The following is a 12,468-nucleotide window of genomic DNA, read 5'->3' as shown; positions in this document are numbered from 1 at the left end:
CAGGCTGTGATGATTGCAGGACGCGCTGCGTTGTTCTGGGCACATGGCGCCCCTTCCGCCGGGGAACGCGGCGGCGGAAAGGACGCCAACGGCAGCGGAGGCCCGATCAGGCCGCGCTTTCGAGGACCAGCAGGCCGGCCCCGGTGTTGGAGATCGGGATGTGGTAGTTGCTGTGGACCTTCGAGACCTTCCGGCCCAGTGCGCCGCGCATGATGAGCCAGAGGATCAGCTCCGCCCCCTGGGCGCCGGCCAGCCGGACCAGATCGTGAATGGAGTATTTCGCCAGCGCCTCCGGCTCGTCGACGATCTTCTCAAGGCACATCAGGTCGAAGTCCTTGTTGATGAAGCCTGCCCGCTCGCCGTCGAGCTGGTGCGACAGGCCGCCGGTGCCCAGCACGACCACCTTCAGGTCCTTGGGGTAGGACGCCACCGCGCGGCCGATGGCCTCGCCGAGCTTCAGGCAGCGCGCCGGGGTCGGCAGCGGGTGCTGGACCGTGTTCACCGCCACCGGGATGGTGCGGACGGGACGCTGGGTCTGGTCGGGCCACAGCAGGGCCATCGGCACGGTGAAGCCGTGGTCCACCGCCATCTCCTGGCAGGAGCAGATGTCGAACTCGTCGTTCACCAGCGATTCGATGATGTGCCAGGACAGCTCCGGATCGCCGGGGTAGGGCGGCAGCGGCTTCAGGCCCCAGCCCTCGTCCCTGTTCTGGTACTCGGGGGCCGCCCCAACCGAGAAGGTCGGCATCTTGTCGAGGAAGAAGTTCAGCCCGTGGTCGTTGTAGACCACGATCGCCACGTCCGGCTTGACCTCGGCCAGCCAGTCGCGCGCCTTGGGATAGCCGTCGAAGAACGGCTTCCAGTAGGGGTCCTCGAACAGCTCGTTGGCGATGGCGTTGCCGATCGCGGGAATGTGGGAGGTGGTGACTCCACCGACGATCTTGGCCATGGTCTCAGTTCCCCGCCGCCTTGAGCTTCGCCTTGAATTCCTCGACCGTCATGCCGGTCTGCTGCGCGCCGATGTCCTGGACATTCAGGCCGAGCATGCCGATGAACTTGGCGAGGTAGTAGATGTTGCCGCCCGCCGCGAGCAGGGCCAGCGCGTTGCGCTCCCGGATGGCCGTCTTCTGCTCGTCGGTCAGGCCGAACTTGGCGCAATAGGCCTCCTCGTCGGCCAGGAACTCCTGCCGGGCCGCCGCCTCGTTGAACGAGTAGCACATCTTGTTGAGCGGGTAGCCCTTCATGGCCATCCGGCCGTCGAAGATGGTGGTGCCGGGTATCGGCTCGTGGGGTGTGGTCATGGATGTTTCCTCCGGATCGTTTCTGTCTTATTCGGACCAGTAAAGCCGCATCGGGTTGTCGACGAGAAGCGCCGTCCGCTTGGCCTCGTCGGTGGCGATGCGGGGGATGACGTCGACCAGATGCCCGTCGTCGGGCATGTGCGAGGTCATGTTCGGGTGTGGCCAGTCGGTGCCCCACAGCACGCGGTCGGTGAAGCGGTCGACCAGCAGCCGGGCGAAGGGCACCACGTCGTCGTAGGCTGGCGGACCCTGGACGCTCAGCCGCTCGGGGCAGCTCACCTTGCTCCAGACCTTCGGGTTCTCGGCCATCAGGGCGACGAATTTCTGGAACTGCGGGTGCTCCACGCCCTTGGCGATGTCCGGGCGGCCCATATGGTCCACGACGATGGTGGTGGGCAGCTCGCGCAGGAAGGGCGTGAGGTCGTCCAGGTCCGGCGCCTCGAAATAGACCACGATGTGCCAGCCGAACGTGGCGATCTTGTCGGCGATGCCGAGGAAGACCTCCTTGGGCGTGGCGTCCACCAGACGCTTGACGAAGTTGAAGCGCACGCCGCGCACGCCGGCCTCGTGCAACTCGGCCAGCTCGCCCTCGGTGATCGTGGGCCCGACCGAGGCGACGCCGCGCGCCAGCCCGTTGGAGGCTCTCAGCGCGTCGACCAGCGCGCGGTTGTCCTTGCCGTGGCAGGTCGCCTGGACGATGACGTTGCGCGCGAAGCCCAGCGCGTCGCGCAGGGCGAACAGCTTTTCCTTCGGCGCGTCGCAGGGGGTGTATTTGCGCTCCGGCGCATAGGGGAAGCGGTCGGCCGGGCCGAAGACGTGGCAGTGGGCGTCCACCGCGCCGGGCGGCGGCGTGTAGGCCGGCTTGTTCGGGTTCGGGTGGAAGGGACGGTAATCGGCGTCCATGAAAGGCTCCCTTCGGGGAAAATGGTCAGTCGGCGTAGACGGTGCCGTCGAACAGCTTACGGGCGGTGCGCAGCAGGGCGGCGCGGGTCACCGTTCCGGCCTCGTCCAGGTCGAGGACCACGGTCATCTCGCCGGTCGGGTGCTCGACGCTCAACGTCCGGGTGGCGCCGTCGGGAACCACGGCGAGCGACGCGGCGGGGGAGCCCTCCAGCGCGCAGGCGGTGGCGACGCTGACCGCGCCAAGCACGCCGATGGAGGCGTGGCAGCGGTGCGGGATGAAGGTCCGGGTGGACACCGCCCCGCCGTTGGCCGGCGCGCTGACCAGGGTCATCTTCGGCACAGACTTGTCCGTCACGTCGCCCAGGTTCATCCGCGGCCCGGCCTGCCGCCGGATGGATTCCAGCCGCGCCTTCAGCGCCGCGTCGGCGTCGAGATCCTCCCGCGTCTCGTCGCCGCGCACGCCGAGGTCGGCGGCGCGCAGCACCACCACCGGCATGCCGTTGTCGATGCAGGTGACCGGAACCCCGTCGATGACGTCCACCACATTGCCCGTCGGCAGCAGCGCCCCGCAGGAGGAACCGGCGGTGTCGCGGAATTCGATGGGGATCGCCGCCGCCGTGCCGGGCACGCCGTCGATGCGCGCCTCGCCCCGGTAGGTGACCGTCCCACCCGGCGTCGACACGGCGGCCACCGCCACCTGCCCGGTGTTCTCCATGTGGATGGTCACCGGCGTCACGCCATCGCGGGCGGGGACGAGGCCGCGCTCGATGGCGAAGGGGCCGACACCGGCCAGGATGTTGCCGCAGTTCTGGGCGTCGGTGACGATGGCCTTGTCGACGAACACCTGAAGGAACAGGTAGTCGACGTCCACGCCCGGCCGTTCCGACCGGCGCACCACCGCCACCTTGGAGGTCAGCGGGTCGGCGCCGCCCATCCCGTCGATCTGGCGCGGGTCGGGCGAGCCCATCACCCGCAGCAGGAAGGCGTCGCGCGCCGCCGTGCCGGGCGGCAGGTCATCGGCCAGGAAGTACCCGCCCTTGGAGGTCCCGCCGCGCATCCACAGGCAGCGCACGCCGTCAGACATAGCGCAGCCCCTTCGCGGCGAGCGGGCCGCGCATGCCGTAGATGTCGAGGCCAAGTTCGCCGGCGGCGAGCCGCGTCCGCTTCTCCTCCTCCTTGGCCAGCCGGTTCTGCGCCTTCGCCAGCACCTCGGCCGCCTCCTCGCGGCGGACCACGCAGACGCCGTCATCGTCCGCGACGATCACGTCGCCAGGATTGACCAAAGCGCCCGCGCAGACCACCGGCACGTTGACCGAGCCCAGCGTCTCCTTCACCGTGCCCTGCGCGCAGACCGCGCGGGACCAGACCGGGAAGCCCATGTCGGTCAGCGTCCGGACGTCGCGCACCCCGGCGTCGATGACCAGACCGGCGCAGCCGCGCGCCTGGGCCGAGGTCGCCAGCAGGTCGCCGAAATAGCCGGCGTCCGACGGCGAGGTGGTGGCGAGCACCAGGACATCGCCGGGCGTCACCTGCTCGATGGCGACGTGGAGCATCCAGTTGTCGGCCGGCGGGGCGAGCACGGTCACCGCCGAGGCGGCGAGCTGGGCGCCCGGATAGATCGGGCGCAGGGCGGAGGCCAGCAGGCCCTTGCGGCCCTGCGCCTCGTGCACGGTGGCGACGCCGCAGTCGGCCAGACCGGCGATCACCGCCGGGTCGGCCCGCTCGATGGTTTGGACGACGACGTTCATCACAGCTCATCCACGGTGCGGGGATAGACCGACTGGAAGCCCTCGGCATAGCGGGCGTTGCGCCCGCCGGCCTGCCCGCCGGAGTTGCGGCGGAAGTGGTTGCCGCGGTTCTGCGCCAGGTTGGTGTAATAATCCCAGAGATGCTCCTGCCCGGCCATGCATTCGATGGCGGCGCGCTTGTTGTCCCACACCTCGGTGATGTCGAGGAAGACGTCCGGCTTCCAGCCCATCTGCTCGGTCTGGTGCGGCTCGAACAAGTAGAGCTGCGGGGCGCCGAGCACCTTCTGACCCGGATTGTGGCCCCAGGCCTGGGCGATCATCCGGCATTCCATCAGGACCTTGGTCGCGTAGGAATGGTCGGTGTTGTAGGGATCGTAGTGCGAGTGGCTCATCAGGAAGGCCGGCTGCACCTTGCGGATCACGTCGACCAGACGGAACTTTGCCTCGCGGTCGATCTCCAGCGGGTAGTCGCCGAGGTCGAAGAACTGGATGTCGTGGGCGTTCAGCGCCTTGGCGGCGGCCTCGGCCTCCTTGCGGCGCTCCGTCTTCACATGGTCCAGCGTGCAGCCGTCCTGCTTCCACAGCTTGGCGGATTCGCCGCGCTCGCCGTATGACAGGCAGACGATGGTGACCTCGTAGCCCTTCTTCTGATGCAGCGCGATGGCGCCGCCGGCGCGCCACACGAAGTCCGCCGAGTGGGCGCTGAGCACCAGCGCTCTTTTGTTCTGTGCCATAAATGTCCGCTCCCCCGCATGGGCAGTCTGGTGGTGGGCAGCCTTGTTGTGGGCAGTCCGATTCCGATGGCCCATCATCCGCCGGTCCGGTGGCAAATCCTATTTCGAACTCCCTTCGTTACCATTTGGTTTTGCTATAGGCATCTTTGTCGGTTGGGTCTCGCCATGGGATGCCGAGCGCGGGACAGCCTCTGGGGTCGATACGAAGATGTCGCGTCAGGCGTAATCTCATGTCGATTCATGGGGATGCAACATACGGGGCTGTGCTCAAAGGCGCGCTGTCGGGTAAGGAAAGGGCTGTCTTGCCGCCGCCTCGACGGGGCTCCTTCCCTACCGCTCGACCCCGTCGCTATTCAAAAAACAAATTGGCTCTTCGACGAACGAATTTCCTCGGCGGCGGGCGGGATGATACCCATTCGATCATGAGGGATTAAGGGGCGAGGAGCCGGACCCGCCGCTGCGGGAGGCTTCCCGGCCCGGACAAGGGATTTCGGGAGAGGACGCAATGAGGATTTGTGTGGCCGGGGCCGCGGGCGCCTTCGGCGTGAAGCATCTGGAGGCGGTCGCCGCCATCGACGGCGTCGAGGTGGTGTCGGTGGTCGGCGGCGAGCCGGACGACATCGAGGGTTTCGCCAAGGCGCGCGGCATTCCGCATTGGACCAAGGATCTGGCCGAGAGCCTGGAGCGGCCCGACGTGGAGGCGGTGATTCTCGCCACTCCGACGCCGGTGCACGCTACCCAGGCGATCCAGTGCCTGGAAGCCGGCAAGCATGTGCTGGTGGAAATTCCCATGGCTGACAGTCTGGCCGACGCGGAGCGGCTGGTCGCGGCGCAGCGGGCCAGCGGTCTGGTCGCCATGGCCGGGCACACGCGGCGCTTCAACCCCAGCCACCAGTGGATCCGCAACCGGGTCCATGCGGGGGAACTGACGATCCAGCAGATGGACGTACAGACCTACTTCTTCCGCCGCTCCAACATGAACGCGCTGGGCAAGCCGCGGACCTGGACCGACCATCTGCTGTGGCATCACGCCTGCCACACGGTGGACCTGTTCCAGTACCAGACCGGCGAGGTCGCCAGCCAGGTGCACGCCCTGCAGGGGCCGGCGCACCCGCAGCTGGGCATCGCCATGGACATGAGCATCGGCATGAAGGTGCCGTCCGGGGCGATCTGCACCCTGTCGCTGTCCTTCAACAACGACGGGCCGCTGGGCACCTTCTTCCGCTACATCTGCGACAACGGGACCTACATCGCCCGCTACGACGATCTGTACGACGGCAAGGACAACAAGATCGACCTCAGCGGCCTCACCGTGTCGACCAACGGCATCGAGCTGATCGACCGCGAATTCTTCGCCGCCATCCGCGACGGGCGCGAGCCCAACGCCAGCGTGGCCCAGTGCCTGCCGGCCATGCGGACGCTCGACCGCCTGGAAAAATCGCTGAACGCCTGACCGGGGAACGCGTCAGGCCGCAATTCCCAAAAAACAAAAGACGGGACGCAAAACAAAAAACGCCCCGTGACGAGTCCCCCCGAGGAGGAAACCCATGCCAACCGCGCGCAGCGTCGACGTCCAAGCCTTTCTCAACGAGCATCCCTTCTCGCGATACCAGTGGCTGGTGTTCGCGCTGTGCTTCTTCATCGTCCTTCTGGACGGCTTCGACACGGCGGCCATCGGCTACATCGCCCCGTCGCTGACGACGGAATGGGGCATCGCGCGGCCGGCGCTGGCGCCGGTGCTGAGCGCGGCGCTGTTCGGGCTGGCCTTCGGCGCCCTGTCCGCCGGGCCCCTGGCCGACCGCTTCGGCCGCAAGGCGATCCTGATCGGCTCGGTGCTGGTCATCGGCACCGCCTGTCTGGCCTCCGCCTTCTCGGGCAACCTGGACCAGCTCGTCATGCTGCGCTTCGTCACCGGACTCGGGCTGGGGGCGGCGATGCCCAACGCCGTCACGCTGATGAGCGAATATTGCCCCGAGGGGCGGCGGGCCATGGTCACCAACGCCATGTTCTGCGGCTTCCCGCTCGGCGCGGCCTTCGGCGGCTTCCTCGCCGCCTGGATGATCCCGCTGTGGGGCTGGCGCAGCGTGCTGGTGCTGGGCGGCATCGCGCCGCTGGTCCTGGCGGCCGTGCTGCTGGTCCTGCTGCCGGAATCGGTCCGCTACATGGTCGCCCACAACCACCCGGTGGAGCGCATCCGCGCCGTGCTGCGCCGCATCTCCGAGACGGCGGCCGGGGCGGCGAGCTTCGTGATGACCGAGAAGGCCCCGGCCACCAAGGCGCGGAACGGCATCGCGGTCGTGCTGTCCCGCGGCTATCTGGTCGGCTCGGTGATGCTGTGGGTCGCCTATTTCATGGGGCTGGTGATCTTCTACGCGCTGATCAACTGGATGCCGATCCTGTTCAAGGACGCCGGGCTGGCGCCGCGCGACGCCGCGCTGATCGCCGCGCTGTTCCCGCTGGGTGGCGTCGGGGCCATCCTGTCGGGCTGGCTGATGGACCGCTTCAACGCCAACAGGATCATCGCCTTCGGCTTCGTGCTAACCTACGGCGCCGTCTACGCCATCGGGCAGGTGGCCGGGAACGTCGGGCTGCTGGTGGTCACGGTCTTCGCGGCGGGCACCATCATGAACACCGCCCAGACCTCGCTGCCGGCGCTGGCCGCCAGCTTCTACCCGACCCACGGGCGGGCCACCGGCGTGGCGTGGATGCTGGGGCTGGGCCGCTTCGGCGGGATCGGCGGCTCGTTCCTGGTGGCCGAACTGGCGCGCCAACAGCTCGACTTCACCAGCATCTTCGCCATCGTCGCCGTTCCGGGTCTGGTCGCCGCCATGGCCCTGCTGGTCAAGCAGTTCGTCCATCCCGAGGACCGGTCGAGCGGCACGGGCCGGACCGTCGAAGCCCTGGGGCATTGAGTTTTACTATAGACCAACCATGGGCTTTGCGGCTCGGTACTGTTGGTCTGCGGTTCGGATGCTCCTGCTGCATTGCAATGGCGCCCCGGACGTTATTCAAAAAACGAATGGGGCATTCGCCCAACGAATGAGCGCAGCGCTGCGATCACTGATAATCATGCCGTGGTGACGGTATCGGCGGCCTGCGTGTCCGGCCCCGGCGAACGCCAAGACGCCCCGAAGCAACGCCCCCCAATCAACGACGAAAAAGCACGGGGGCTTTCAAAACGAGGAGGAAACATGTCCGGAACATTTCGCAAGGCCCTGCTGGGCACGGCTTTCCTGTGCGCCCTAAACGCCGGTTCGGCCTGGGCCGACACGATCAAGGTCGGGGTGATCGCGCCGTTCTCCGGCCCCTTCGCCACGGTCGGCCAGACCTTCAAGCAGGCCATCGAGGTCTATCAGGCCCAGCATGGCAAGACGGTCGCCGGCAACACGGTGGAGTTCGTCTACAAGGACCTCGATCAGGCCAACCCGGCGCAGAGCAAGGCGCTGGCCCAGGAACTGGTGGTCAAGGAGAAGGTCGGCTACCTCGCCGGCTTCTTCTTCACGCCGGACGCGTTGGCGGTCGCCCCGCTGATCGACGAGGCGAACATCCCCTGCGTGATCTTCAACGCCGCGACCTCGGCCATCACCGAGAAGTCGCCGCGCTACGTCCGCACCTCCTTCACCCTTTGGCAGAACACCGTGCCGCTGGCCGAGCATGTCGCCAAGCAGGGCATCCGCAAGGTGGCCACCGCGGTCAGCGATTACGGCCCCGGCATCGACGGCGAGACCGCCTTCAAGCAGACCTTCGAGAAGTCCGGCGGCAAGGTGGTCGACAGCATCCGCATGCCGCTGAAGTCCACCGACTTCGCCCCCTTCATGCAGCGCATCAAGGATTCCGGGGCGGAGGCGATCTACGCCTTCCTGCCCGCCGGCCCGACGACGCTGGGCTTCGCCCGGGCCTTCAGCGACACCGGCCTGAAGGCCGCGGGGATCAAGTTCTTCGGCCCCGGCGACATCACGCAGGAACCGGACCTGCCGGTGCTCGGCGACGCGGCGGTCGGCATCACCACGACCTTCAACTACAGCCAGGCCCACGATTCCGACCTGAACCGCCAGTTCCTCGCCAAGCACAAGGAGCTGTTCGGCTCGTCCGACATCGTCACCTTCACCTCGGTCGGCGCCTATGACGGCGCGCACGTCATCTACCGCATGGTCGAGGCGACGGGCGGCAAGAGCGACGGGACGAAGGCGGTGGAGGCGGTCAAGGGGATGGCCTGGGAAAGCCCGCGCGGGCCGGTGCGGATCGACCCCGAGTCCCGCCACGTCACCCAGACCATCTACCTGCGCGTGACCGAGCGCAAGGACGGCCGGCTGCAGAACACCGAGGTCGCCGGGTTCCCCGACCAGCCCGATTACGGCTTCAAGGCCGGCAAGTAGGACCATCGACGGCCCCCGTCCCCGGTGGGAGGGGGCCTGTCCGCGCTGGAGTTCCTGATGGAAACGCTTTTCGGCATCGTGGTGGACGGGGTCGCCTACGGGACGATCCTGTTCATCATCTCGGTCGGCCTGTCGGTCACGCTCGGCCTGATGCGCGTGGTCAATCTCGCGCATGGGGCCTTCGCCATGGTCGCCGGCTACGTCGCCTCCTACGCCGCGCAGGGGCTGGGCCTGCCCTACGCCGTGGGGTTGGTGGCGGCAATCCTGTTCACCGTGCTCGCCACGCTGCCGCTGGAGAAGCTGCTGTACCGGCGCATCTACGGCTCCGCCAACGAGCTGGCTCAGGTGCTGCTGACCATCGGCCTGACCTTCGTCATCGTCGCCGGGATCAACTACCTGTTCGGCCCGACGCTGAAGCGCATCCCGCTGCCGGACGCGCTGCTCGGCACCGTGGCGATCGGGCCGAAGTCGATCCCGGTGCACCGCGCCTTCGTCATCGCCATGGGGGCGGCGACCGTGCTGGGCCTGTGGTGGCTGCTGGAGCGCACCGATTTCGGCATCAAGCTGCGCGCCGCCGTGGACGACCCGAACATGGCCGCGGCGCTGGGCATCCGGACGGAGCGCCTCTACACCGCGACCTTCGCGCTGGGCACCGGGCTGGCGGCGCTGGGCGGCGTTCTGGGGGCGGAACTGCTGCCGTTGGAGCCCTATTACGCCATCCGCTACATCGTCCTGTTCCTGGCGGTGGTCGCCGTCGGCGGGGCGGGCAACATCCTCGGCTCGGCCGCCGCCGCCCTGGCGTTGGGCATCGTGGACACCGCGGGCAAGTACCTGATTCCCAGCTTCGGCGAGTTCTTCTTCTACGCCGCGCTGATCCTGATCCTGTTCCGCTGGCCGCACGGCTTCTTCCAGGGGAGGGCCGCCTGATGAGCGGAAGTCACACGGGCGCGGTTGCCGCTGACCAGCCCCGGCAGGTCGCGGCGCGCGGACCCCGGCTCCGCCGGGCGCTCGGCGGGGCCGCGTTTCCGCTGCTCGCCGCCGCCGGGCTGGCCGTCTTCTGGCTGTTTCCCAACGACCTCGGCCTGATGACGCGGATCGCCGCGACGGCGCTCTACGTCCTGTCGCTCGACCTCGTGCTCGGCTTCGGCGGCATCGCCACGCTGGGGCAGGCGGCGATGTTCGGCACTGGGGCCTACGCCGCCGGCATCGCCGCCGTGCATCTGGTGAGCGACCCGCTCGTCCTGCTCGCCGTCGGGGGTCTGGCCGGCGGTCTGATCGCCCTGGTCACCGGCGCGCTGATCCTGCACGCGCGCGGCCTGACGCTGCTGATGCTGACCATCGCCGTGGTGCAGATCGTCCAGGAGGTGGTCAACAAGGCGCGCGACCTCACCGGGGGCAGCGACGGCCTGTCGGGCATCGAGCCCAGCCCGCTGTTCGGCCTGTTCCGCTTCGACATGTTCGGGCGCACCTCCTATCTGTTCGCGCTGGCGGTGCTTCTGGTCGGCTTCCTGATCGCGCGGCGCATCGTCCGCTCGCCCTTCGGGCTGGCCTGCCGGGGGGTGAAGGAGGACCCGCTGCGCGTCGCCGCGCTGGGCGGTTCGCCGCGCCGCTATCTGGTCACGCTCTACGCCGTCGCCGGGGTGTTTGCCGGTGTGGCCGGGGCGCTGACCGCGGTGACCAGCGGCATCGTCGGGCTGGACAGCGTCAGCTTTTCCTGGTCGGCGGAGGCGCTGGTCATGCTGGTGCTCGGCGGTGCCGGTCGGCTCGTCGGTGCCATCATCGGCACGGTGGCCTTTATGACCATCCATCACGTGATGGCCGCGATCGACCCCTTCCACTGGATGCTGTTCATCGGCCTGTTCCTGATGGGCACCGTGCTGTTCCTGCCGGGGGGCATCGCCTCGCTCGCCGACCGTCTCATCAAGGGGAACCGGTCATGACCGCGCTTCTCGACGTCCAGGGGCTGAGCAAGAACTTCGACGGCCTGCAGGTGTCGGCGGACATCACGCTGGCGCTTCATCCCGGCGAGCGCTGCGCGCTGATCGGGCCGAACGGGGCGGGCAAGACGACCTTCGTCAATCTGGTGACCGGCGTGCTGGCGCCCAGCGCCGGCACCATCCGGCTGGCCGGGCAGGACGTCACCCGCCTGTCGGCCCAGGCGCGGGTGCGCCTCGGCCTGATCCGCTCCTTCCAGGTGGCCCGGCTGTTCCGTTCGATGACGGTGCGCGAGCATCTGGAGCTGGCCGTTCTGGAGCGCGAGCGGAAGACCTTCCGCCTCTTCGCCTCGGTCCGGCGCACGCCGGGTCTGGCCGACGAGGTGGCCGGCCTGCTCGACGGCATGGGGCTGGTCCCGGTGGCGGACACCGCCGTCGGGGCGCTGGCCTACGGGCAGCAGCGTCTTCTGGAGATCGCGCTGGCGCTCGCCCTGAAGCCAAAGCTCCTGATCCTCGACGAGCCGGCGGCCGGCGTGCCGCATTCGGAAAGCCACCGCATCCTCGACGCGCTGGACCGCCTGCCGCCCGAACTCGCCGTGCTGATGATCGAGCACGACATGGATCTGGTCTTTCGCTTCGCCAAGCGCATCGTCGTGCTGGCGCAGGGCCGCCTGCTGTGCAGCGGCACGGCACAGGAGATCACCACCGATCCGCGCGTCCGCGAGGTCTATCTGGGGAGCCGGGCCAATGCGCCGCATTGAAGGGACGCTGGAAGTCACCGGCCTGACCGCCGGCTATGGCGAGACCCGCATCGTCGAAGGGCTGTCCTTCACCGTGCCGGCCGGCGGGCGGCTGGCCCTGCTGGGCCGCAACGGCATGGGCAAAACGACGACGCTGGCCACCCTGGTCGGGCAGACGACGCGGCACGCCGGCAGCATCCGACTGGACGGCGTCGAGCTGAGCGGCCTCAACTCCTCGGCACGGGCGGCGGCCGGGCTGGGCTATGTGCCGCAGACGCGCGACATCTTCCGCTCGCTGACGGTGGAGGAGAATCTGGTCACCGGGCTGAAGGGCCGGCCGCGCTCCGCCCTGGAGGAGGCCTACGCGCTGTTCCCCCGCCTGAAGGAGCGGCGGGGCAACGGCGGGGGCGCGCTCTCCGGCGGCGAGCAGCAGATGTTGTCGGTCGCCCGCGCGCTGCTCGGCCAGCCGACGGTGCTGCTGCTGGACGAGCCGCTGGAAGGCTTGGCTCCGGTGATCTGCGACCAGCTCATGCAGGCGCTGGCGCAGCTGACTGTCACCCTGATCCTGGTGGAGCAGCAGGTGGACCGCGCCCTGGACTTCGCGCAGAGCGCGGTGATCCTGGAACGCGGCCAAGTTGTGCATGAAGGGGCGGCCGCCGATCTGCGGGACGACCATGCCCTCATGGAGCGGCATCTCGGCGTCGCTCTGGCGGTGTAACGGACCCGCGGGAT

13 protein-coding genes are annotated in these 12,468 nt (G+C 68.4%); 7 read left to right on the top strand and 6 right to left on the bottom strand.

What is annotated here, in order from left to right; all coding sequences use genetic code 11:
- Nucleotides 1-106 precede the first annotated feature (106 nt).
- The 6 genes from ACWPXE_RS21740 to ACWPXE_RS21715 are packed head-to-tail and all read right to left on the bottom strand — an operon-like array spanning nt 107 to nt 4,686.
- Complete coding sequence (locus ACWPXE_RS21740) at nt 107-949, bottom strand: class III extradiol dioxygenase family protein (RefSeq protein ID WP_454019450.1); 843 nt, start codon at nt 947-949, stop codon at nt 107-109.
- A gap of 4 nt (nt 950-953) precedes the next feature.
- Entirely contained in the window at nt 954-1,301 is a 348-nt protein-coding gene (locus ACWPXE_RS21735; RefSeq protein WP_454019449.1) for a protocatechuate 4,5-dioxygenase subunit alpha, read from the bottom strand.
- 27 nt (nt 1,302-1,328) lie between these two features.
- A complete protein-coding gene (locus tag ACWPXE_RS21730) occupies nt 1,329-2,204 on the bottom strand; it encodes an amidohydrolase family protein (protein WP_454019448.1) in 876 nt (291 codons plus the stop codon).
- A 25-nt stretch (nt 2,205-2,229) separates the two neighbouring features.
- Nucleotides 2,230-3,288, bottom strand: coding sequence for a 4-oxalomesaconate tautomerase (locus tag ACWPXE_RS21725; protein ID WP_454019447.1), 1,059 nt, complete (start codon nt 3,286-3,288; stop codon nt 2,230-2,232).
- Nucleotides 3,281-3,952, bottom strand: coding sequence for a 4-carboxy-4-hydroxy-2-oxoadipate aldolase/oxaloacetate decarboxylase (locus ACWPXE_RS21720; protein ID WP_454019446.1), 672 nt, complete (start codon nt 3,950-3,952; stop codon nt 3,281-3,283). Before ACWPXE_RS21720 ends, ACWPXE_RS21725 begins: the two co-directional genes overlap by 8 nt.
- Nucleotides 3,952-4,686 carry a PIG-L deacetylase family protein gene (locus ACWPXE_RS21715; protein ID WP_014198973.1) on the bottom strand — a complete coding sequence of 245 codons (735 nt, stop codon included), beginning with the start codon at nt 4,684-4,686 and terminating at the stop codon, nt 3,952-3,954. The genes ACWPXE_RS21720 and ACWPXE_RS21715 overlap by 1 nt, the downstream gene beginning before the upstream one ends.
- A 517-nt stretch (nt 4,687-5,203) precedes the next feature.
- Between ACWPXE_RS21715 and ACWPXE_RS21710 the strand changes: the two genes are divergently transcribed.
- The 7 genes from ACWPXE_RS21710 to ACWPXE_RS21680 all read left to right on the top strand — a co-directional run bounded on the left by ACWPXE_RS21710 (nt 5,204) and on the right by ACWPXE_RS21680 (nt 12,454).
- A complete protein-coding gene (locus ACWPXE_RS21710; RefSeq protein WP_454019445.1) occupies nt 5,204-6,139 on the top strand; it encodes a Gfo/Idh/MocA family oxidoreductase in 936 nt (311 codons plus the stop codon).
- 94 nt (nt 6,140-6,233) lie between these two features.
- Entirely contained in the window at nt 6,234-7,598 is a 1,365-nt protein-coding gene (locus ACWPXE_RS21705; RefSeq protein ID WP_454019444.1) for an MFS transporter, read from the top strand.
- 279 nt (nt 7,599-7,877) lie between these two features.
- Nucleotides 7,878-9,062: an ABC transporter substrate-binding protein gene (locus ACWPXE_RS21700; RefSeq protein ID WP_454019443.1), complete on the top strand. Its 1,185-nt coding sequence runs from the start codon at nt 7,878-7,880 to the stop codon at nt 9,060-9,062.
- A 57-nt stretch (nt 9,063-9,119) separates the two neighbouring features.
- Nucleotides 9,120-9,989, top strand: a complete 870-nt coding sequence (locus ACWPXE_RS21695) for a branched-chain amino acid ABC transporter permease (RefSeq protein WP_454019442.1) — start codon at nt 9,120-9,122, stop codon at nt 9,987-9,989.
- Entirely contained in the window at nt 9,989-11,002 is a 1,014-nt protein-coding gene (locus tag ACWPXE_RS21690; RefSeq protein ID WP_454019441.1) for a branched-chain amino acid ABC transporter permease, read from the top strand. The genes ACWPXE_RS21695 and ACWPXE_RS21690 overlap by 1 nt, the downstream gene beginning before the upstream one ends.
- Nucleotides 10,999-11,757, top strand: coding sequence for an ABC transporter ATP-binding protein (locus tag ACWPXE_RS21685; protein WP_454019440.1), 759 nt, complete (start codon nt 10,999-11,001; stop codon nt 11,755-11,757). Before ACWPXE_RS21690 ends, ACWPXE_RS21685 begins: the two co-directional genes overlap by 4 nt.
- Entirely contained in the window at nt 11,744-12,454 is a 711-nt protein-coding gene (locus tag ACWPXE_RS21680) for an ABC transporter ATP-binding protein (protein ID WP_454019439.1), read from the top strand. Before ACWPXE_RS21685 ends, ACWPXE_RS21680 begins: the two co-directional genes overlap by 14 nt.
- Nucleotides 12,455-12,468: the final 14 nt, after the last annotated feature.

The sequence above is a fragment of the Azospirillum sp. Marseille-Q6669 genome, from assembly GCF_965111635.1.
Note: the sequence above shows the minus strand (reverse complement) of the source record. Positions and strands in the feature narration are given on the sequence as shown.